This window comes from Thalassolituus sp. UBA2009 (assembly GCF_002335285.1).
In the GTDB taxonomy this organism is placed as follows: Bacteria; Pseudomonadota; Gammaproteobacteria; order Pseudomonadales; family Oceanobacteraceae; genus Venatoribacter; species Venatoribacter alkanivorans.
In genome coordinates this window covers 109,518-132,290 of record NZ_DDCJ01000143.1, presented here as the reverse complement: position 1 = coordinate 132,290, position 22,773 = coordinate 109,518, and the positions used below count along the sequence as shown (strand labels likewise).

The following is a 22,773-nucleotide window of genomic DNA, read 5'->3' as shown; positions in this document are numbered from 1 at the left end:
GTTGGTGTAAATTCGCGTCCTTCAATTTTGGCGTGACGGCCATCACCGCCAAAAAAGTTATCAACCAGTTTAAATACCAGCTTGGCATCCATAATAAATAATGCAGTACCACGTAACGGCCGCATTTTTACCAGATTAAGACTGGTTGGTACGTACAGGGTGTGTACGTACTCACCAAATTTCATAATCTGAACACCGCCGGATGCAACATCAGCACTGCGGCGTAAAAAGTTAAACATGCTGATGCGGGTATAGCGTGCAAAGCGTTCGTTGATCATTTCCAGCGTTGGCATACGACCGCGCACAATACGGTCGTTGCTGGTCAGGTCGTAGGCTTTGACCCCTGCAGCATCAATGTCATCTTCCGGCTCAATATCGCCTTCGTCGACACCGTGCAATAACGCATCAATTTCATCTTGCGACAGTAAATCTTGCACGCTCTGTGTTCCTTACTGCATTACAAAATTGGTAAATAAAAGAGCTTCTACGCCCTCTATACCCGATTCCCGCTGTACGATCTGACGAACCTGCTGCAGTAATAACTCCTGCAGTTCGACCCGCCCTTCCGCCGTCCGTAACCGGTCAAAATTCTGTTCGCCGATGACCCGGATAATATCGTTACGTATCATCGGTTCATGCAAATTCAGCGCATCAACAACTGCTGGTTTACGGGTCATAACATCAATACTGACCTGCAGGTAGCGCTGACGTGAGCCGACCTGAAAACTCACCACAAACTCTGGCTTCAGAATCACATACTGAGCCGGTAGCAATGGCTCTTCAGCAACGGTTTCTTCCGTATCAGCACTGTTTTCATCTGTACTGCTGTCATCGCCGCCGACCAGAAAAAGCGTCACCCCAACCGCCACTGCAATCAACAGGACGGCAGCGGCAATAATCAGAATCAGCTTCTTTTTACTGCCCCCGGCAGGTGCTTCTGCTGTGGTATTGCCACCATCTAGTTTCAGATCTTGTTCTGCTGCCATGTCGGAAAATCTCCCCAGTAAATGTCAATTTAGCAATAGCTGTGCCATAGATTTCCGTCAAAAATCCATCGCATCACGACCAATAACCCGTGAAAGCTGCTGTAAGTCTAGAAGGTTCTGCCGCAGGTGCCGGAATTACGGCGATATAGAAGAGGATTGTGCTCAGCACGGGTAATACGCTGAACTGTTTACACACTCAGCGCATTGCCTGAAAAATTCTGAGCCAATAAGCGGCGTGTTTATCAGTGTGTATAAAAACTGATTAAACACGCCTTAGGGCCACCAGGGCATCGATAGCCACCGGCGGGGAAAGATCAGGCAAAGGTATCCAGAAGATTATTGCTGCTTACCTGTGGCTGTGGCTTATCATCCACAACACCGTCTTCAGCAAACCAGTCATCACCGCCCTGTGCTCCCTGTCCATCGCCGGACTGACCAGAACCCTCATTTCCCTGACCACGCTCACTGACATCAAAGCCATTCAGCGTAATCCCCTGGGCTGCCAGAGCATCGCGCAACCGGTGAGCATTCGCTTCCAGAACCTCTCTGACATGAGCATGCTGCGCCTGAACCTGCACACTGGCCTGATCCTGACTGACATGCAGTTTAATTTCCAGGCTGCCCAGCTCCGGTGGATCAAGCTGGATTCTGGCTTTCTGCACATCTTCGGCCACCATGGTCATAATGCGGGCACCCAGTGCACCGCCCCACTCGCGACGATCCTGGCCAAACTCAAGCTTCTCACGGCTACTGTGCAGCCGCTTCGCCTGCAGCTCGGTATCCGTCAGCGTATCTCCACTTTCACTGACAAAACTACTGGCGCTGCTGTTATCTTCCGTACTTGCAGCAGTCATTGCCGCAGCACTGGCTGGAGGAATAAGGGTGCTCCCGCTGTTCTGTGATGGCTGAACCGTCCCTTGCTGCCCCTGCAGGCTTAGCCCCAGTCCCTGCAGGCTTTGCGCAGCTGGCCGGTCTTCGCCCGGCAGTAAGAATCCAGCGCCTTCATCCGCGACCGTGGCGGTGTCATCGACAGTTGTCGCTACAGCGATGCCAGACAACGGCTCACTTGCCGGCTTTCTGGCATGATCTGTTTTCTGCGTCTGACCAGGCGCCATCATGCTGGCGACAGCGCCCGGCTGCGGTGCCCCCTCACTCTGTGGCACAGGCTTCATCGCTCCGGCTTCCGGATCACTGACAGGTACACTTGTCGCCAGCAGCATCGCGGCTGCCGATGCATCAGCATCCGGTGTTTCAGAATCTTCCTCCGGGTGACTGTCCGTTACAGATAGTGCTTTCAGACTGCCAGCCAGCACCTGAGCTGCAGGTACTGCATCAGCCCTGACGGCATCTGTATGAGCGGCCATTTCCAGACCCAGACCGATTTGCCCCAGCAAATCATTAACATCTGCGCCACCGTCTACAGCAGCTGACGACAGCATAAGCGGCAAAGTTTGTTGCTCCGGCGGCAAGGTCTGTACGCCATCAACCGAGGGAAGCGGCAAAGCGTTCTGGCCTGCGCCAGCACCCGGCATTAGTTGTGACAGTAAGGATGAAAAACCCTGATCCCCGGCCTCTCCGCCGAGGCCAGACAGCCCGCTGTCTCCGGTCATACCCAGCGACAGCAGAATACTTGTTGCGTTGGAGGTTGATCCCGTCGCGTTCATTCCAATCTCCGTTACTCAGGCCTGCAGAAGGCTTTACCTGTAGCTATACGCAAAGCACGGGCCAAATTGCCGAAAAGAGGAAAGAAAAAGGAATGGTTGTTACGGAAGAGCGCTGTACATCAGACATAATTGGTACAGCGGCCACAACAGGCCTGTAGCAAGTAACCTACAGCATGTCCTGCAGCAAAGTTTCTACGGCGTAATACTCAGCTTCAATCTGCGCAATCAGCAAATCGGCTCCGGCAAGCTTATCCTCCCGGGCTGCCGTTTCCAGCTGATAACATAATTGCGCCAGAACATTAGCACTGATATTACTGCTGGCACCTTTAAAGCTGTGCGCCAGCTCACGCAGCTGCTGCGCATCCTGCTGCTGCAGCGCCTGTGCCAGCAATGGCAGACGTTGCCGGGAGTCGTCGATGTAGACCTGCATCAGATCTGAAAATTCATCGTCCATAACTTCCCGGAGCATATCCAGTGACTCGGGGTCAAAGTGCTCTGCCAGTGACATCATAGTCTCCCATCCAATATTTGCGGCCATCGTATCACCGCTTCGACGACATTGCCTCTGCCCCTATATTCCAGCGATTCACAGATTTGATCAACCAGAGGAATTCCCCGACCGCAATATTGGGCAGAAGCCGGATCTTTTGGCTCATCAAAAACAGGGGCGAAATCAAACCCCGGGCCACTATCTTCAACCGTCAGGACTAATCGTCCGCTGCGTCCGTCCCCCTGGTGTTTCATACTGATAATGACATAACCTTCATTCAGCCCTGCAAGCCGGGTTTCGCGTTCCTGATAGTACTGCATAAAGCCATCCGATGAGCGTTTCAGCTCAGATTTAAGCCCCAGCACTCCATGTTCAAAAGCATTGGAAAACAGTTCTGCCATCACGGTATACAGCTGCCCGCCCATTACCCGTAGTCCGGGTACTTCCATCATGATATGAATCATCAGCGGCAACGGATTAAAGTTTCTCAGGGTTTCATGCCCAAGATAATAAGACATCTCCCAGTCTACCGGACCGGATAACGGCCCGGACGCCAGCTGCAGAGCAATATCTTCCAGCTCATGCTCGGCAATCATCCGCAGCTCAAGCAGCGTGGTGTCATCATCACGGGCACTGTCAGCAACAAACTCCGCTAACGCATGCTGAATATCATCAAATACGTGATGCGGATCTGAGGCCTTGCTGAAGACATTCTGCAGACGCTCTTCGCCAAACATTTCGCCTGCCGGATTACGAGCTTCAACGATGCCATCGGACCACAAAAACAGACGGTCGCCATCACTCATAGGATATTCCGTCAGGGTATCGCTGAACTGTTCGTTATTGAGCACGCCAAGTGGCAGATGTGTCGACTTCAGGCTTTCAACCCTGGCACCATCCTGGCGCAGCATATAGCAATCCGGTACGCCGCCCATCCAGACACTTGCCGATTTACGGTCAAAATTCAGATCAACAACGACAGCACAGCAGAAAAAACCAACAGGAAGAATGCCTTTCAGCTTGAGATTAATTTCCCGCAGAATATCGCGCAGAGCAAAGCCCTTGGCCGTCATACCATAAAATATTTCTGCCAGTGGCATAGCACCAATCGCAGCGGGCAGACCATGCCCGGTAAAGTCCCCGAGCAAAACGTGCATGCCTCCCGCAGGTTTGCGCGCGGCCAGTAACACGTCGCCATTAAAGACGGCCAGTGGGGACAACATATAGCGGATATTAGGTGCCGAAAGGCAGCCGGCATGAGCCACGTTATCAAACACGGCTTTGGCCACATGCTGTTCATGCAGGAGGTGTTCATTATTACTGGCAATCGTATCACGCTGATGCTGCACGGTTCGGTGCATTTCACGCATACGATAAAATGAGCTTATTTTTGCCTGCAGAATAATGTGATTGTAAGGCTTACTGAGAAAGTCATCGCCACCCGACTCCAGACAGTCTGCAAGGCTTTGCGCATCAGTAAGAGAGGTCAGAAAGATAACCGGAACAAAATCCTCTCCTGCATCAGCTTTGATACGGCGAGCGGCCTCACGACCATCCATCACCGGCATCATAACATCCATCAGGATAATATCCGGACGGTGCAGGTCGAAAGCACGAACAGCCTCTACACCATTCTCAGCTTCCAGTACCTGATAGCCCTGATTGCGCACTATGCGTGACAGCACCATCCGGTCAATCTGATTATCATCCGCAATCAGAACTTTAATGGCATCCATGCAGTATTGGCTTACTGTATCTTGAACAACTGTTCGAAGTTAGAAATGGTCAGTATTTTCCGGACATCCTGATTACAGTTAACAATCCGGACATCGGCTCCATCGCCACCGGCGTGATCTCTCAGCAGCAGCAACATTCCCAATGCCGAACTATCAAGGTAAGAGGTTCCACCCAGATCCACAACGTAGCTCTGAACATCTGCAGCCATGCTTTCATAGGCATCGCGGAATTCCTGATGCGCACTGAAATCAAACCGCCCATCTACTTTAATCGTCAGTTCCCGCCCATTCCCTGCGAGAGATGCTTGTACAGTCATCTGTTCTTCTCCACCGGATAATAATTATTCCTTCAACCAAACGGGACGATTCCGTTTTTGGTCGTGCACCAAGAGAGTTTTCTCTGAGTGTCTGCAAACCTTACTTAACTACAATTTACAGGACTTTCTGATTCTGTCGTTATCCTGTCAGTCCTTCAATAGGTTTAGCACAAAGATGTCTTTTGTCATTGTTGCCATCTGCCCGCAATCTATCACACAGCAGCTTCCAGCATCAGCTCAGCAATCCGTCCCAAAGGAGCTATTTTATCAACCGCTCCAAGATCAACCGCTGCTTTCGGCATTCCCCAAACGACACTGCTGGCCTCATCCTGAGCCAGCGTATAAGCACCCGCATCATGTAATCGTTGCATAGCTCTGGCGCCATCCGCGCCCATACCGGTCAACATCACTGCAACCAGATGCTTGCTGTCCAGCTTTTCTGCCAGATCATCAAACATCACTTCAACCGACGGCCGGTGCCGGTTTACTTTTTCCCCGTCATCCAGCACACAATAATAGCTCTGGCCTTCGCGGCGGAAACGCAGGTGATAGTCTCCATGGGCAATAATTGCGCGGCCAGGTCTGACCTCAAGACCGTTACAAGCCTCACGTACTTCAATTGCCAGAGTACGATCAAGACGCATCGCCAGTGAAGCACTGAATACTGCAGGTATGTGCTGGGTGATCACAATGGGCGGACAATGAGCCGGCAAGCAGCTCAGAACTTCTCTTATTGCTTCCGTCCCACCGGTCGAGGAGCCAATAGCAATCCAGCGGCGGTAACTGACCGAGGCCTCGACTACCGGTAAAGGCCGCAACATTTTCGTGCTTTTCAGAGGCTGCACTCTGGCATTAGCGGCCATCCGTACCTTTTCTGTCAGCGCGGCAGCAAAAGCCAGGAAACTTTGTTCATTCTGAGCCTGAGGTTTGGCGATGTAATCAACCGCCCCCATTTCCAAAGCATCCAATGTAGCCGGTGCTCCAGCCTCTGTCAGCGTTGACACCATGACAACCGGCATTGGCCGCAGCCGCATCAGATTATTCAGGAACTGCAGGCCATTCATGCGTGGCATTTCAACATCCAGTGTCAGTACATCCGGATTCAGCTGCTTAATTTTGTCCCGGGCAATAAAAGGGTCTGCTGCCATACCGATTACTTCAATATCAGCGGTAGAGTCAAACACTTCCTTAAGCATTTTTCTGATGAGTACAGAATCATCAATGATTAACAATCTGATCTTAGCGCTCATAATTCCTCTCAGAACAGATCAATAGAACCAGCATCGGATACTGCTGGTTGAGATACCGCTTTTTGATACGCCTCTTCACGAGCAATCAATGTATCGTTCTGCAACTCTTTAATGCGGCGAACTTTCACTGAACCGGTATCGGGGAAATAAAGCACCTTACGGGCGAATACATCACCTACATCCGCGGCTGCCACGGTGATTTTTTCATTGGCGAGATAACTGTAAGCAAACAATATATTACGCTGCCCAATATCACTCATCGATGCAATCATCTGCCCGCCACCAAACAGTTTTACTTCCAGATTTTCACGCCGCCCCCCGCGTTTCAGAATTTCGTTAATCAAATATTCCATTGCCCAGTTGCCATAACGTGAGGCATGGGTCGAGGGGTTGCTACCCCAGACATCGGATGAATGTTCGCCCTGCTCCGGCAACATGAAGTGGTTCATACCACCAATACCGCGGACACGATCACGAATGCAGGCTGCAATGCAGGAGCCAAGTACGGTGACGATCATTTCCCCATGCGTGGAGACATAAAATTCTCCCGGCAAAATTTTTGCAGCCCAGGTCTGATGAACATTATCCCAGTAGCGGTTAACGTGTTCAAAACCTGAGCTGGGAGGGGGCTGTACAGGACGTCCAGGCTGGATAATGCTCATTTAACCTTCCTGTATATGGTATTTCCCAACGATTCAAACCGATCCGTGATTCCGGATATGTTTTCTGAATGCCCGATCATAAGATGTCCTCCGACAGGCAGAAGGTCGGCGTACCGGTCAAACAGAATCCGCTGTGTATCCTTGTTAAAGTAGATCACAACATTACGGCAGAAAATCACATCGAACGGACCTTTTAAAGGCCAGCTTTCTAACAGATTAAGACGTTTAAAATAGACAAGATCCCGGAGTTCATCCTTCACCTGAACAGAACGCTCATCACGGCTGCGCAAAAAGAAACGCTTCACTACTGACGGTTCCAGCCCCTCAACATGAGAGGCCGGATAAATTCCGGCCCGTCCGGTATCCAGAACACTGGAGTCCAGATCCGTAGCCAGGATTTTCACATCCCAATCGGATGGAAAACCGACCTGACGCAGAGTAATCGCAATCGAATATGCTTCCTGACCAATAGAGCAACCCGCCGACCATATACGTAGGCGCTTGCGGTCTTTATTGGCAAACCTCAGTTGCGGGAAGAGCGTATCCTTTAAAAAACTGAAGTGATGTCCTTCACGGAAAAACGAAGTCAGATTGGTTGTCAGTGAATTAATAAACTCTGTGGATTCTGCCTCCAGATTATTTTCAAGATAGTCCAGATACTGACGGAAGGTCGAGTAACCATGCGCCCGGACACGACGGGCGATACGGCTGTAAACCATATTCCGCTTATGATTCCCCAAAACGATGCCGGTCAGATCTCCTGCCAGATGAGCAATCTGTGCAAAATCTTCATCCGTCATCAAAAATTCGCGGACTTCACTATCTTTATCGGCCGATACCGTTGGAGTTGTCATATCGGTAGAAATCAGAACTCTGCCCATTCATCGTCGTCATCCTTCACCGATAAGCCGGTACTTTTCTGCCCGTGGCTGTGCCCACTGCTTTTCGCGGCAGGCTTGGCTGCAGGAACAGAGGAAAGCACAGGCGCTGACTGGCGCTGATGGCCATCGATACTGAAAAACTCCATCATCTGCAGCATCGACTGAGCCTGCTCGGCCATTGCTTCCCCTGCTGCAGAGGCTTCTTCAACCAATGCGGCATTCTGCTGAGTCATTTCGTCCATTTGTGCAACAGCACTGTTAACCTGTTCAATACCGGACGATTGCTCTCTGGCTGCCGTGCTGATTTCCTGAATCATCACCGACACCCGATCCACAGCCTGGATAATTTCATTCAGTGTTTTCCCTGATTCGTTAACCAGCGATGTACCTGCATCAACTTTATCAACGCTGTCACGGATCAGATCCTTAATCTCTCTGGCAGCACCGGCTGAGCGCTGAGCCAGATTACGGACTTCGCCTGCAACAACAGCAAACCCCCGGCCCTGCTCTCCGGCCCGGGCGGCCTCAACGGCAGCATTCAAGGCAAGCAGATTAGTCTGGAAGGCAATTTCATCAATTACACTGATAATGTCTGCAATCTTCTTACTGGCTGCGTTAATTTCGTCCATTGCAACCACGGCCTTACTGACAACGTCGCCTCCCACCTGAGCTTTTTGTTTCGCAGAGCTGGCCAGCTCATTGGCATGCACTGAATTTTCGCTGGTTTGTTTTACCGCACTGGTCATCTCTTCCATGCTGGAAGCAGTTTCTTCCAGACTGGATGCCTGCGATTCTGTCCGCTTACTCAGATCGGCATTACCCTGAGCGATTTCACTGGCACCGGTTGAGACCGTTGATGCCGCTTCACGGATACGCGTAATAATATCGGTCAGACGATCAACCGTGGCGTTAGCATCCTGTTTGAGCTTATCGAATGCGCCCTGATAATCATCGTCAATTTTTCGCGTTAAATTACCGTGCGCAAGTGCATCAAATACACGGATTGTATCGCTGATAACACTATCGGCGATGGTCAGCAGACGATTCAGCCCCTGACCAAGATTCAGGAAGAACCCTTCTTTGCCACTCAGATCAATACGCCGGGACAGATCACCGGAAGCTGCAGCTTCTACAATACGATCAATTTCCTGTTCCGCTGATACCTCATCAGTACGGTCTTTCCATTCGACAATGGTGCCGATGCGTTCTTTTTCATCATTGAAAATGGGGTTAGCGATGAGGCCAAAAGTGCGGCCACCTACAGTGATCTGGGTTTTATACGTATTCTGTAAGGCAGCCAGCATAGTGCGCTGGTGCTCTGGCCGTTTGTGGAATACATCAATATTCTGTCCTTCCAGACGGCTGGCATCAAAGCCGGGAATATCCCGGCGAAGGTCTGCCTCCGCGTGTTTCATCATGTCTTTCACGGCCTGGTTCATATACACGATACGAAGGTCATTATCTGCAATCATGGCATTGGTAGTGACGACATCAAGAGCCTGCTTAACCCTGGCATTAGCATTGCTGATATCACGTTCTCGTTTTTCATGAGCCAGTTCGTTAGTTTTATCAAACCATTCGACAACTGTACCAATCCGCTTTCCGGAAACGTCCAGCCAGGGAGTTGCAGTTAATGAAAACGTAAGATCAGAAACTTTGATATTGGTTTTATAAGGCTCATTCAGAGCAGAAATCATCTTACGTTGATGGCCTGGCTTCTTATGAAAAACATCAACATTAGTCCCAACCAGAGAGCTCATATCAAAGTCAGGAAGTTCCTTTCTTATTTCATCCTCCCTCTCTTTAAGCATATCTCTCAGGCTTTGATTAATGTAGGTTATTTTCATGTCATTATCAGCCAGCATAACGTTTGCCTGGCATATCCCAAGAGCTCCGGCTATATTCGCATTTACTTTATTCTCCCGGTCTTTTTCAATACGCTCGGTTATATCTGTAGCATATTTAACGACTTTAAATGGCTTACCATTATCATCCATAACAGGATTGTAAGTTGCCTGAATCCAAACTTCACGGCCATCTTTCCTGATTCTCAGGTAGTCTTCCTGGTGAAACTTCCCCTGATTCAAAATAGTCCAGAATTCACGGTATTCATCACTTTCACGATAATCCGGAGTGACAAATATCCGGTGATGTTTGCCAACAACTTCATCCAGCCGGTATCCGAGCAAATCAAGAAAGTTACTGTTAGCATTAAGAATAACACCATCCATAGAAAACTCGATTCTTGCCATACTGGAATCGAGCGCCTTTAGTGTTGATTCCATTTCACGCGCTCTTGCGGAGCTTCCGGAACTAAAGATATTATTCAAAATACTCATCTCACTCTCCTTTTCTGCACTGCCCGGACTCAAGCCTGACAATGAAGAATTATTATTGGTGGCCTGTTGATATTAATTAAACAGGCTCTGATTATCTGTAAAACCTGAATGATATTTATCTTCAGAAATATTCAGCAGATCATCCACATCAAGAAGAATGACCATTTTTTCGTTAACATTAACCAGCCCCTTAATAAATCCGGAGTTTTTATCTTCGGTAAGTTCTGGCGGTTTCCGTGTGGATGCATCGGCAATGGTATAAACATCAGAGACAGCATCAACTACAATCCCCATTACCCACTCACCATTTTCACGCTCTACCTTAAGAATAATAACAACGGTTACAGGACTGTATTCAATACGCTTAAGGCCAAAGCGGATACGTAAATCCATAATGGGAACAATAGTACCGCGAAGATTAATCACTCCCCGGATATAATCAGGAGCATTGGGTATCAAAGTCGACTCTTCCCAGCCACGGATTTCCTGTACAGCAAGAATATCGACCCCATATTCTTCATCAGACATCATAAATGTCAGATATTGCTGATCATCTGAACTACCCGGTTCTTTTTTTTCTTCAATTGCTAGAGCATCCATAAGATTTCCTATGCAGCCTGATCTGATCGGGACTGGCCTTTTGCAGATTTGTCCAGATTTTTACCAACATCTGAAACATCAATAATGAGTGCAACGGTTCCATCACCAAGAATAGTTGCGCCCGATATTCCGGTAACACGTTTATAGTTCTGTTCCAGACTTTTAATTACGACCTGCTGCTGGCCAAGAAGATCGTCAACAACGATGCCGACTTTTTCATTATCGCCTTCAACCACAACCAGCATTGGATTTTCAAATTCATCATCACTTGCACGCAGGTTAAACAGCTCGTCAAGACGGACAATAGGAATGTACTCGTCCCGCAATTTCATAACGTACTGGCTTCCCGTTACATGATTCAGTGAGCGTTTCTGCAGCTGAATAGATTCGACAATAGAAACCAGCGGGAAAATATAGGTTTCGTCCTTAACCTTAACCAACTGTCCATCGAGAATAGCCAGCGTCAGTGGCAGACGGATGATAAAAGTAGAACCTTTGCCGCGTTTGGATTTAACTTCGATGCTGCCATTAAGTTCGGCAATATTACGGCGGACAACATCCATCCCTACACCGCGGCCGGAAATATCACTGACCACATCGGCGGTGGAAAATCCGGGAAGAAAAATCAGCTGGTGAATTTCTTCGCTGCTGAGTTCCTGAGTTTCAGGCACCAGGCCTTTTTGTCTGGCTTTGTTCAGAATCCGTTCTTCATTGAGGCCGGCACCATCATCTTTAACTTCGATCACAATATTGCCGCCCTGATGATAGGCATTCAGAGTGATGGTACCCTCTCCCGGCTTACCTGCAGCCAGACGCTGTTCCGTTGTTTCCAGACCATGATCCAGAGAATTACGCACCAGGTGCACTAACGGATCACCGATTTTCTCCATCACAGTTTTATCCAGCTCGGTATTTTCACCCAGCATGACCAGATTTACCTGTTTGCCCAACTGTCCTCCCAGATCCCGGACCAGGCGAGGAAAACGACTGAAGGCAAAGCTGATCGGCATCATGCGGATTTTCATCACGCTTTCCTGCAGCTCGCGGGTATTCTGTTCTAACTGTGTCAGTCCTTCCTGCAAGCGGGCAAGACGACTCATATCAAAGTCCTGCCCAAGCTGGCCAAGCATGGATTGCGTAATTACTAATTCGCCAACCATATTGATCAGACTATCGACTTTATCGATCGACACCCGGATAGAAGAGGGCTCGTTAGATTTTCCTGCTGCACGGGCGGCCGGCTTGGCTTGCTGCGCGGCCGATGCGCTGAGTGCTTCTGAAACTTTATCCGGTATAACAGCAGAAACCGGCTCGGTGCTGTCGGCGCTGACTGCAGACTCAGCCATCTCTGTCACTGCAGTATCAGCAGTCGGGATATCAGGAGCAGCAGCAACAGATAATGGTTGATAATCGATATCGCAATCGTCAGCTACCCACTCAAATACAGCGGCAATATCATCACGATTCACATCACTGCGGACTTCCAGAACCCAGCTGAGATAACAGTTTTCAGGATGCAGGCTGGTAAATTCCGGAAGGTTATCGGTTAACGGGATAACGGTCAGGTTGTCAGCGCCGACCAGTTCCTGCAGCTCTCGGAACATGCGGAATGGTTCGTTACCGGTTTGCAGAATATCTTCTGCCGGACGAAAGGTAATACGCCAGCCGTTACTGCAGCCCTCGTCAGCAACGGTGGGTTTTTCTTCTGTCACCTGGGAATCGCTATCGGCTGATTGCTGCAGAATTTTTTCAAAGCTGGCTTTTAAGGTCGCCGCACGTTCACCATCAGGTTCTGAACCGGATTGCAGACTGCCAAGCATGGCTCTCAGACAATCAACAGATTGCAGAAACAGATCAATGTAGTTGCGCTGCATACTGCGGGTACCACTGCGGATTTCATCCAGCAGGGTTTCCACTACATGGGTAAATTCCGATACCTGCATAAAACCAAAAGTACCGGCACCGCCTTTGATTGAATGGGCAGCACGGAAAATAGTATTCACACTTTCTGCATCGACCTCCTGCGGCTGCAGGTCGAGTAACTGGCTCTCCATCACATCAAGGCCTTCGAAACTTTCTTCGAAGAATATCTGATGAAACTGCGAAAGATCGATGCTCATACCGGTTACCCCAGAACGCGTTTAATCGTGCTCAGAAGCTGCTCCGGATTAAAAGGCTTGACGATCCACCCTGTTGCTCCGGCCTGCTTTCCCTGTGCTTTTACATCGCCTGCAGATTCAGTTGTCAGCATAAGCACAGGCACAAACTTGTAATCGGCCAGTTGGCGCAATTCCTTCACTAATTCGATGCCATTCATGTTGGGCATGTTCACATCGGACAGTACAAGGTCGTATTTTTTTTGACCGGCAAATTCAAGGGCCTGAACGCCATCACAGGCCTCCTGTACATCATGCCCGGCACCACGCAGTGTGAAAGACACCATCTGTCGCATGGATGCAGAGTCATCGACAGCTAAAATACTCGCCATATTTACAGCTCCTGTTGTTTAAAATAGCTCGTTATCGGGCTGATTAATCTTGTTCACTAAGATTTAATGCTTGTGTCAGGCCAAGATAACCGGATATTTCCCGCACCGAATCACTGACACTTTGCCAGTAAATTCTGTGGCCGGTTTTTTCCAGTGTTTTTTGCAAAGCCAGAACCAGCTGCAGGCCGGCACTGTCACAATACTGAACCTGACCCGCGACCAGACTGATATCTCCTGCGGTGGCCAGCGCCTGCTCTGCACTGGCATATAGCTTTTCTACCTGCTCAATACTGAGCCGTTCTCCGCAGTCAATAATGACGTTATCAGTCATAGCAAAGCCCTGTTTAATGTCTGATAACTAAGATTAGACGCTGATTACAAAGCTGCTAGAGAATCTGTGAATAACAACCCGTTCAGCGTTTATATGTTGCGCGATTCAGGAATTGATTGGGGGCAAGTACGACAGGATGATTCGTATAAACCCGCAGGTAAAAACACCGGTCTGCAGGAACACGGAGAGTGGAATCGTAAAATTATCAGACTTTAGTATCAGTACGCGCCATTCATGCGCTTAAATGAAATTACTTCTGGTTGCTGCGGGAATTTTGAAAGGCGACACGGTTAGCCCACTCATCAGACTGCTTCTGCAGTTCTTTATCAGCTTGCTGATCGTGCTCATGATCCAGCCGGTCCATCAATCCGGATAGTGCTTTAACCTTGCCATGATGCTCAAGATAATGACTACGGGCCGTCGCTACACGCTCCTGCAGCAATTTGATCTGCTCATTCTGAGTCTGCAGCGCAGCTTCTATCTGGCCAATAAAGCCCAACGTGTTATGCAGAAAACCAGAACTCAGCGCCTTATCCGTGGGGGATGAAAGCTGCTGTTGGTATTCATTGGCATAACCCGTAAGTTGCGCCCGTTGCTGCTCTTCCTGTTGCAATTTCTGTTGCAGTTTTCCCCACTCCTGCAGCGCCTGTTGCTCGGCTTTTTCAGCCATATCCAGCAGTACCTGCAAACGGCGCGCACGCGGGTGCTTTCTCATGACTTAGCCTGGGGCGGGGACGGGAATAAATCGTTCAGCTGCTTTTCGCTCGCCGCCATGTCAGCACCTTCGTGCAGACTCTGACGCAGCATCGCCTTGATTTTTGGCAGCCGTTCAATCGCCACATCCAGCAGGTTATCGCTGCCGGGCTGATAGGCGCCGACACTGATCAGATCCTGGTTCTGGCGGTAATGCGACATCAGCTGTTTACACAATTGCGCCTTACGCAGCCATTGCTCACTGACAATCTGTGGCATAACCCGGCTGACCGATGCTTCAACATCAATGGCGGGATAATGGCCTTCTTCAGCCAGCTTACGCGACAGCACAATATGGCCGTCAAGAATTGCCCGGCTGGCATCGGCGATCGGGTCCTGCATATCATCACCTTCGCTCAGTACGGTATAAAACGCGGTAATAGAACCGCCGCCTTCCTGACCATTACCAGTGCGTTCTACCAATTTAGGTAATTTATTAAACACCGACGGTGGATAGCCTTTGGTCGCTGGCGGCTCGCCTACCGCCAGGGCAATCTCACGTTGTGCCTGGGCATAGCGGGTAAGCGAATCCATCAGCAGCAGAACGTTCTGCCCCTGATCACGAAAATATTCGGCAACGGAAGTGCAATACTGCGCGGCACGTAAACGCATTAATGGCGAATCATCCGCCGGAGAAGCCACCACGACCGAGCGGCTCAGGCCTTCTTCACCAAGAATTTCGTCAATGAATTCTTTCACCTCACGGCCACGTTCACCGATCAGGCCGACCACAATAATGTCGGCCTGGGTAAAGCGCGTCATCATACCGAGCAACACGCTTTTACCGACGCCGGAACCGGCAAATAAACCGATACGCTGGCCGCGGCCAACGGTCAGCAAGGCGTTGATAGCACGGATGCCTACATCGAGGGTTTCGCGGATCGGGGCGCGGTGCAGAGGGTTTATCGGGCGGCCCTGCAGGTTGCCCTGATCAACATCCTGCAGCGGGCCTTTCTGATCCAGTGGCCGCCCTGTGCCATCCAGCACGCGGCCAAGCAGGTTAAACCCCACCGGAACATCAGCAGCAACCGACAGAGGCCATACCCGTGCTCCGGCGCGCAGGCCGTCGACCTGCTCAATCGGCATCAGAAAAATACGTTCACGGTCAAAACCTACCACTTCGGCCTCGATATCCTCCGCCTGCTTGCGTTCGACCATACAGCGGTCACCCACCCGCACACTCAGCCCGACCGCTTCCAGGGTCAGGCCGACCATCCGGACAAGCCGTCCGGCTACTTTCGGCTGATAGGGTTTATCCGGTAACTGAATGTGTTGCCAGCGCTCACTCAGGCTCATGTCCGTCGCCCTCAGGCCAAACGTTATCTGTCTCGTCCTTATCTATCGGAAGCGAATCGGGTGCCGGAGCTTCATTGTCAGACTCAGCAGGGACAAGTTCAGCCGCAGAATCTGCTGGCGAATCGATATCCATAACCGCAGCACTGACAACGGATTCGGGTTCCTGCCACCCAGCCTGCTCATCCTCATCCGGGAAACTGGCGGCCTGATGCATCAGTTGCGGCAGCACGTTATCCAACAACTGATTCAGATATTCGGCCGATGAATACTCGACCAGTGAGTGTTCACTCTCGATACGGCAATTACCCGCCGGAAGCTTATCGTCAACGCTGTAGCGCAATTCCTGACCGCTGACTTCCAGACTGGCCTGCAGATGGCGGGCATCATCCGGACCAACAAACACTTTGACCTCTTCCTCACCTGACGGTAATTCAGCGAGCGCATGCTGCACAAAGCGGTGAATATTCACGGCGCCATCGGCAAGCTGTGTACCGATGACCCGCTCACAGATTCCCGCGACTAACGCTGCCAGAACTTCCGGCAATTGCTGGTCACGTTCAATCAATCCGCTCTGCAGTTGTTTCACAACCCGTTCAAGACGCCCGACCACGGCATTGATATCCGCCTGACCTTTGCGTTTGCCATCGGCTTCACCGGCGCCGAACCCTTCTTCCCGGCCTTCGGTATGGCCCTGATCAAAAGCTGCTTTATAACCTTCGGCATGTCCGGCGTCATAACCTTCGCGCTGCCCCTGCTGGCGCCCTTCGATCAGCCCCTGCTCAAGACCCGCGTTATAGGCATCGCGGCGGATATTCTCCAGCTCTTCAGCCGTCGGCAGGCTGACATCAGCAATATCATCGCCCTCATCAGAGGACTGTTCTGCTGCTGCTTTTTCAGCTGCTTCTTTCTCCACCAGCCAGGCCGGAGGCTCGGTCCAGAATGGCAGGCGCCAAGGCTTTACTTCCTTGGCTTCTTTGGCAGGAATGGGCGGCAAATGGTGCTTCTGGTGAAGTTCCGTCATGTTACATCATGGCCTCACCGCCACCGCCCAGCACGATTTCACCAGCATCGGCCAGACGACGGGCGATGGTGAGAATTTCTTTCTGTGCGCCTTCCACTTCGCTGACTTTGACCGGCCCTTTAGCCTCAAGGTCATCACGCAGCAGCTCGGCTGCACGCTTCGACATATTTTTGAAGATTTTTTCCTGTACCAGCGGGTCGGCGCCTTTCAGCGCGACCACCAACAGATCGGTAGAAACTTCGCGCATCAGCGCCTGGATACCACGGTCGTCGACATCCACCAGGTTGTCGAACACGAACATAAGGTCCTGAATCTGAATGCCCAGATCTTCATCAACTTCTTTGATCTGCTCAAGCAGATCACTGGCCATAGTACTGTCGACGAAGTTGACGATATTGGCCGCCACTTTGACACCACCAATACTGGTGGTCTGTGCGCCCGCTTTGCCGGAGAACTGACGCTCAAGAATATCGTTCAGTTCGTGCAGCGCTGCTGGCTGTACCGCTTCCAGTGCGGCAACACGCATGATGATATCGAGACGTACTTTTTCATCAAAATTGGAGAGGATTTCTGCCGACTGATCGGCATCCAGATACGAGACAACAATGGCCTGAATCTGCGGGTGCTCGTGACGGATCAGGTCAGCCACCTGGCGCGGCTCCATCCACTTCAGCGAATCCAGACCAGTGGTGTTGCCGCCCAGCAGGATACGGTCGATAAGCGCACCGGCTTTATCATTACCCAGTGCCTGAGTCAGCATATTGCGGATGTAATTATCCGAGCCCAGCCCCATACCGGTCTGGCCGCTCACCGCTTCGAGAAACTCGGCCACCACACCCTCTACCTGGGTCTGGTTAATGTTATTCAGGGTCGCCATCGCAGTACCGACGCGCTGTACTTCTTTCGGCCCCATATGCTTCAGGATTTCGGCCGCATCTTTTTCACCCAGACTCATCAGCAATACGGCGGCACGTTCCAGCCGGCTGAGTTTGGTCAGGCCGCCATCAGCTTCCGCTGGTGTGTTCTCATTTGCCATGATCTTCGTTCACCCACTTGATTACGACCTGAGCTACCCGCGCCGGATCTTCGGCAATCAGCCCTTTCAGTGCATCCAGCTGGCGCTCAAAACTTTCTGACGCCCCCGGCAGCAGGAACTCATCCATACCCGCCAGGGTTACTTTGTCATCATCCAGACCGGCTTCAGCGTCTTCCAGCTCATCCAGCAGGATCGAAGCTTCGTCGCGGCCACGGTTGGCAATACTCTTGATAGTAGGCCTGATCACACCAAAGATCAGCACCAGAATAAACAGGCCGGCAAGAATTTGTTTCATGATTTCCCAGAACCATGGCTGGGTCCAGAAATCCGGATCACCCAGTTCAATCTCGCCTTTGCCCATAAAGGGTGAGTTGATAACGTTGACGCTGTCGCCACGGGCCGCATTAAAACCAACGGCATCTTTTACCAGTACTTCCAGGCGTTGCAGGTCGTTATCCGTCCAGGGGGTATAAACCGTTTCGCCTTCGGCATTCACACTGGCGCGATCATTCACCACCACGGCAACGGTCAGGCGGCGGATACGGCCAATCTGCTGTTGTTTATAGCTCAGAGTACGGTCAATTTCGTAATTACGGGTCGATTCCGAGCGGCGGTTAACACCTGCACCAGCGCCTCCGGCACCACCGTTAGCCACTTCCGGTGCATTCGCCGCAGCCGGCGGCTGATTGGACAATGCTCCCGGAATTCCGCCATTGGTTTTATCGGCATTTTCTTCATTGAGTAATTGCTCGCTGCGCAGGGCAATTAAGTCCGGGTTGTACAGTTCTTCACTCTGTTCCTGTACAGTGAAATCGACATCGGCCGAGACTTCTGCCTTATAGTTTTCACTGCCCAATACCGGTTTAAGAATATTATTCACGGCCTGGGTAATAGAACTCTGAACTTTTTCGGTATATTCGAGCTGTTTATGAGCCAGCATTTCGCCGCTCTGCTCTTCTATTTTTGACAGCAGATTACCCTGCTGATCAACCACCGACACATCAGCCCGGTCCATTTCGCTGACACTGGATGCCACCAGATTAATAATAGCTTCCACCTGATCGCGGGATAAATCACGGCCGGCATATAATTCAATAAACACCGACGCCCGTGGCTTGCGCTGGTCGCGGACAAAAACCGATTGTTTGGGCAATGCCAGATGTACACGGGCATTACGCACCGATTTCACACTGGCAATAGTGCGCGCCAGCTCACCTTCCAGGCCACGGCGGTAACGGGCATTTTCAATAAACTGGCTGGTCCCCAGCGTGCTGTCTTTATCCAGCACTTCAAGACCAACGGTTTTATCGTCAATTAAGCTGGCGGCAGCCAGTTTCATTCTGGCTTCATGCAGATCTCCGGCCTGCACCATTAATATCTGGGTAGTGGGATCAATTTCGAAGGGAATACTTTCACGCTGCAGAACTTCGACAATATCCTGCGCATTGTGATCCTGCAGACGATGGATCAGTGGCTTATAGGTTGGTTCGCGCGACCACATTAAAATGGCAATCGCCAATGCGATAACCAAAGCAATACCGGCAATAACACCGATCTGACGAACGATAGACAGACGATTAAAACCTGATAAAACCGGATGCCCGGCTTCTGCTGTTTCCTGCTTTGCCGGCGGAGAAACTTCCAGATCGTCGGTCGTTGATGCGGCTGCGTTATCCATAAGTCAGTACCAGAATTAAACCGGCATATTCATAACATCTTTATAGGCTTCGACCAGTTTATTACGTACCTGGGTCATAGCCTGAAAAGAGACGCTGGATTTTTGCAGGGCAATCATCACTTCCGGTAAATCAACGGAAGGATCACCCTGTTCAAAACGGGTTGCCAGGTCACCGGCAACTTTCTGGTTGGCATTGACGCTGTCGATGGCATTTTTAAACATGCTCTGAAAATCCGGTACAGTATTGTCACCCCGTACCGCAGTTTCATTCTCACTCAGCTTTGCCTGCCGTACCTGATTCAGAGTGGCTTGTGGATTGACTGACTGCGGTGCATTGGCATTCTGGCTGCGCAGCTGGCTTTTCACCTGCCGCATCTGCATCAGAACCGAATTAATATCTACGCGATCAACCATGTTTTTACCCTCAGCACTGCAATGATGGTCTGCCTGTTACTTCAGAAATTTGACGCTTTTAGTCACTTTTCTTACTCCTTTTACTGACACTGCAATAGCCTTGCCAGTTTACAAAGGAGAATCAGGAAACCAGCATGGCCTCGACATCCACACCTTCATCACGCAGTTTCGCCATTTTATAACGCAGAGTACGCGGGCTGATTCCCAGACGGTCGGCGGCTTCTTTACGGCTTGGCTCTTCTTTTAAAGCACGCACAATCAATTCCACTTCACGGTGGCGCAGATCATTCCCCAGCTCACCATCATCCACCATGACTTCCGTCATCACAGGGGTTGTCACACTGATATTTTCCTGACGGTTTTTCGGCACCGGAGTCAGAATAAAATCATTGGCGAATAATTGCGGGCCGGTTTGCATAATCAGTGCGCGCTGCATGGTGTTATCCAGCTCACGAACGTTGCCCGGCCATGGATGCGCCAGCAATTTCTGTTCGGCATCCGCCATCAGACGCGGCACCGGTCGTTTCATTTTGCGCGCGTGGTGTGCCAGCAAGCGTCCAGCCAATGGCAGGATATCGTCTTTACGTTCACGCAGTGGCAGCCACTGCAGTGGGAAGACACTCAGGCGGTAATATAAATCTTCGCGGAATTTTCCTTCGGCAACGTAGTCGGCCAGCTCACGGTTGGTGGTGGCGACAATACGCACATCCAGATCGAGCACTTTTTTTCCACCCAGACGCTCAACCTGACGTTCCTGTAATACACGTAATAATTTGGCCTGCAGACCAAGGTCCATTTCCGTGATTTCATCAAGTAATAAGGTGCCACCTTCTGCCTGCTCGAATTTACCCGGCATGGCATTATAAGCGCCGGTAAACGCGCCCTTTTCATAACCAAACAACATGGCTTCCAGCATGTTTTCCGGAATCGCGGCACAGTTAATGGCAATAAAAGGCTGGTGACGACGGTCTGATTGCTGGTGAATATAACGTGCCAGAACTTCTTTACCGGTTCCGCTTTCTCCACTGATTAATACTGTGGAATCGGTCTGCGCAACCCGCTGCGCCAGCTGGAATAACTGCTGCGATGCCAGCGCTTCACATACCGGTTCGGAGTCATCGGCCACCGGCGCATCGTTATTAAACGGACGCAGCAAAGCATCCAGTTCCTGTAATTCGAAGGGTTTCATTAAATAATCATTGGCCCCGCGCTGCATGGCTTTAACCGCCTGCCCAACATCGCCATAGGCGGTCATCAGTACCACCGGCAACCAGGGATGCTCCTGCTTAATAGTCTGCAGTAATTCCAGTCCATCCATGCCCGGCATATTGATATCCGACAGAACCAGGTCAAGATTCTGACTGCGGACAATGGCAATCGCCTCAACACCATTCGGCGCTTCACACACCTCGTGGCCTTTCAGCATCAGGGTATCAACAATGGCTTCGCGCAGACGCGGATCATCTTCCACTACCAATAAACGCATAATCATTTCCTCCGTTCTGACGGCTTAAACCGGCAAAATTAATTCTGCCGACACGCCACCGGCCGGACTGTCAGTTAATAAAAAGTCTGCCCGATGGGCACGGGCAACTGCCTGAACGACAGCCAGGCCAAGACCTGTACCATTGGCTTTAGTGGTATAAAAAGGCTCCATAATTTTCTGCTTCTGCTCCGCGCTCATACCCGGGCCGTTATCCATTACCTGAATACGGACACGGCCTTCGCGGGTGGCACTGACCAGGATTTCCAGATGCACAGGACTGCTGCTGGATTCCAGCGCGTTATTCACAAGGTTCATCAGCGAGCTGATTAATGCATCACGGTTGCAGATAATGCGGACATGCGGAATCTGATTGTCGATATGGCAGGTCGCAGCAAAATTCGCCAGTGGCACCTCCATAGCAGCGGCGACCCCCTGCATCAGTTGCTCAAGGGTCACTTCATCATTCAGCGGGGCTTCGCCACGGGCAAAAATCAGCATATCGCGAACCTGATTTTCCAGATGACGCAGACGCTCCTGCAGCTTTCCGGCAAAGCGGATACGGGTATCTTCGGCGATCTGCTCACCGGCCAGATGCCCGGCGTACAGCGTGGCTGCAGCCAGTGGCGTACGGATCTGATGGGCCAGCGATGCCACCATCTTTCCCATCGCCGACAAACGTTCGTGCTGACTCAGCTGCGCCTGCAGGGCACGGGTTTCGGTCATATCCGTTAACAGAATCAATTGCCCCGGCTCATTGGCCATTGGTGCTGTACGCAGATGTACACGGCGGCCATCAACCAGAGAAATCTCATGACCATCATCCCGGCGGGGCTTAAAACACTTCTGAATTAACGTGCGCCAGCGCTGACCACACAGAGACGCAGCTCCGGAAGCGGCCAACAGCAGCTCGTCCGCGGCCGGGTTGCTCTGACGGACATAGCCGTTTTTATCCAATAGCAGAACGCCGGCTGGTAATAACTGCAACAGGCTTTCCAGACGATGCGCGAGCCGTTCTTTTTCCGCCAGCTCCTGCATACGCTGCGCCGAGACATTGGCTAATTCACCACTGAGCTGCTCGACTTTATTTTCCAGAAAGCTGTAAGAATCCGTCAGTTGCTGAGACATTTCACTGAACAGCACAAAGGCCTGGCGTAACTCTGCCTGATCCATATGCCCTGACGCTGGAGGAAGATGCTCTCTTACCTGACTCAATGCTGCATTTGCCATGTCCACCTCAGTTGTTTGTCGAAAAACCGACAAAAAAACAGTCTGAACAGGGGTTGAGCAATTAGCGTGCCGTTTTTCTAGCGCCAACCCCTAAGAAAAGCGTCAACAAAACAGGCAG

General features: G+C 50.9%; 21 protein-coding genes and 1 pseudogene. All 22 read right to left on the bottom strand.

The features are described 5' to 3' along the window. Nucleotides 1–437: pseudogene (locus B3P58_RS17755) on the bottom strand (flagellar motor switch protein FliM); the annotation flags it as partial. A 12-nt stretch (nucleotides 438–449) separates the two neighbouring features. Beyond that, nucleotides 450–986 (bottom strand): flagellar basal body-associated FliL family protein, encoded by a 537-nt coding sequence (locus B3P58_RS17750; protein WP_286719409.1) that lies wholly within the window; start codon nucleotides 984–986, stop codon nucleotides 450–452. A gap of 314 nt (nucleotides 987–1,300) precedes the next feature. Beyond that, nucleotides 1,301–2,650, bottom strand: a complete 1,350-nt coding sequence (locus B3P58_RS17745) for a flagellar hook-length control protein FliK (RefSeq protein WP_286719407.1) — start codon at nucleotides 2,648–2,650, stop codon at nucleotides 1,301–1,303. 166 nt (nucleotides 2,651–2,816) lie between these two features. Continuing rightward, nucleotides 2,817–3,161: an Hpt domain-containing protein gene (locus B3P58_RS17740; RefSeq protein ID WP_222428423.1), complete on the bottom strand. Its 345-nt coding sequence runs from the start codon at nucleotides 3,159–3,161 to the stop codon at nucleotides 2,817–2,819. Then, nucleotides 3,158–4,876 carry an ATP-binding SpoIIE family protein phosphatase gene (locus tag B3P58_RS17735; protein WP_286719404.1) on the bottom strand — a complete coding sequence of 573 codons (1,719 nt, stop codon included), beginning with the start codon at nucleotides 4,874–4,876 and terminating at the stop codon, nucleotides 3,158–3,160. Before B3P58_RS17735 ends, B3P58_RS17740 begins: the two co-directional genes overlap by 4 nt. Nucleotides 4,877–4,887: 11 nt before the next feature. Continuing rightward, on the bottom strand, nucleotides 4,888–5,193 hold the full coding sequence (locus B3P58_RS17730; RefSeq protein WP_145465790.1) for an STAS domain-containing protein: 306 nt from the start codon (nucleotides 5,191–5,193) through the stop codon (nucleotides 4,888–4,890). Nucleotides 5,194–5,405: 212 nt separating this feature from the next. Beyond that, complete coding sequence (locus B3P58_RS17725; protein WP_286719402.1) at nucleotides 5,406–6,443, bottom strand: protein-glutamate methylesterase/protein-glutamine glutaminase; 1,038 nt, start codon at nucleotides 6,441–6,443, stop codon at nucleotides 5,406–5,408. 8 nt (nucleotides 6,444–6,451) lie between these two features. After that, nucleotides 6,452–7,105 (bottom strand): chemoreceptor glutamine deamidase CheD, encoded by a 654-nt coding sequence (cheD, locus tag B3P58_RS17720; protein ID WP_286719400.1) that lies wholly within the window; start codon nucleotides 7,103–7,105, stop codon nucleotides 6,452–6,454. Next, complete coding sequence (locus B3P58_RS17715; protein ID WP_145466733.1) at nucleotides 7,102–7,905, bottom strand: CheR family methyltransferase; 804 nt, start codon at nucleotides 7,903–7,905, stop codon at nucleotides 7,102–7,104. The genes cheD and B3P58_RS17715 overlap by 4 nt, the downstream gene beginning before the upstream one ends. Before the next feature lie 65 nt (nucleotides 7,906–7,970). Then, complete coding sequence (locus B3P58_RS17710) at nucleotides 7,971–10,271, bottom strand: methyl-accepting chemotaxis protein (RefSeq protein WP_286719398.1); 2,301 nt, start codon at nucleotides 10,269–10,271, stop codon at nucleotides 7,971–7,973. A gap of 126 nt (nucleotides 10,272–10,397) precedes the next feature. Continuing rightward, a complete protein-coding gene (locus B3P58_RS17705; protein WP_286719396.1) occupies nucleotides 10,398–10,925 on the bottom strand; it encodes a chemotaxis protein CheW in 528 nt (175 codons plus the stop codon). An 8-nt stretch (nucleotides 10,926–10,933) separates the two neighbouring features. Further along, complete coding sequence (locus tag B3P58_RS17700; RefSeq protein ID WP_286719394.1) at nucleotides 10,934–13,045, bottom strand: chemotaxis protein CheA; 2,112 nt, start codon at nucleotides 13,043–13,045, stop codon at nucleotides 10,934–10,936. 5 nt (nucleotides 13,046–13,050) lie between these two features. Next, nucleotides 13,051–13,413 (bottom strand): response regulator, encoded by a 363-nt coding sequence (locus tag B3P58_RS17695; RefSeq protein WP_145465796.1) that lies wholly within the window; start codon nucleotides 13,411–13,413, stop codon nucleotides 13,051–13,053. 43 nt (nucleotides 13,414–13,456) lie between these two features. Continuing rightward, a complete protein-coding gene (locus tag B3P58_RS17690; protein WP_145465797.1) occupies nucleotides 13,457–13,744 on the bottom strand; it encodes an STAS domain-containing protein in 288 nt (95 codons plus the stop codon). Nucleotides 13,745–13,994: 250 nt separating this feature from the next. Further along, the gene (gene fliJ, locus B3P58_RS17685; RefSeq protein ID WP_286719392.1) at nucleotides 13,995–14,459 is read right to left on the bottom strand and encodes a flagellar export protein FliJ; all 465 of its coding nucleotides are present in this window, start codon (nucleotides 14,457–14,459) and stop codon (nucleotides 13,995–13,997) included. Beyond that, a complete protein-coding gene (gene fliI, locus B3P58_RS17680; RefSeq protein WP_225693518.1) occupies nucleotides 14,456–15,793 on the bottom strand; it encodes a flagellar protein export ATPase FliI in 1,338 nt (445 codons plus the stop codon). The genes fliJ and fliI overlap by 4 nt, the downstream gene beginning before the upstream one ends. After that, on the bottom strand, nucleotides 15,780–16,814 hold the full coding sequence (locus B3P58_RS17675; protein ID WP_286719390.1) for a FliH/SctL family protein: 1,035 nt from the start codon (nucleotides 16,812–16,814) through the stop codon (nucleotides 15,780–15,782). The genes fliI and B3P58_RS17675 overlap by 14 nt, the downstream gene beginning before the upstream one ends. 1 nt (nucleotide 16,815) lies before the next feature. Next, entirely contained in the window at nucleotides 16,816–17,850 is a 1,035-nt protein-coding gene (gene fliG / locus B3P58_RS17670; protein WP_145465801.1) for a flagellar motor switch protein FliG, read from the bottom strand. Beyond that, nucleotides 17,840–19,528 (bottom strand): flagellar basal-body MS-ring/collar protein FliF, encoded by a 1,689-nt coding sequence (gene fliF / locus B3P58_RS17665; RefSeq protein ID WP_230330548.1) that lies wholly within the window; start codon nucleotides 19,526–19,528, stop codon nucleotides 17,840–17,842. The genes fliG and fliF overlap by 11 nt, the downstream gene beginning before the upstream one ends. Before the next feature lie 15 nt (nucleotides 19,529–19,543). Continuing rightward, nucleotides 19,544–19,942 (bottom strand): flagellar hook-basal body complex protein FliE, encoded by a 399-nt coding sequence (gene fliE / locus B3P58_RS17660; protein ID WP_286719387.1) that lies wholly within the window; start codon nucleotides 19,940–19,942, stop codon nucleotides 19,544–19,546. Nucleotides 19,943–20,063: 121 nt separating this feature from the next. After that, a complete protein-coding gene (locus tag B3P58_RS17655; RefSeq protein ID WP_286719386.1) occupies nucleotides 20,064–21,428 on the bottom strand; it encodes a sigma-54-dependent transcriptional regulator in 1,365 nt (454 codons plus the stop codon). Between the two features lie 24 nt (nucleotides 21,429–21,452). Continuing rightward, complete coding sequence (locus B3P58_RS17650) at nucleotides 21,453–22,655, bottom strand: sensor histidine kinase (protein ID WP_225693511.1); 1,203 nt, start codon at nucleotides 22,653–22,655, stop codon at nucleotides 21,453–21,455. Between the last annotated feature and the right edge of the window lie 118 nt (nucleotides 22,656–22,773).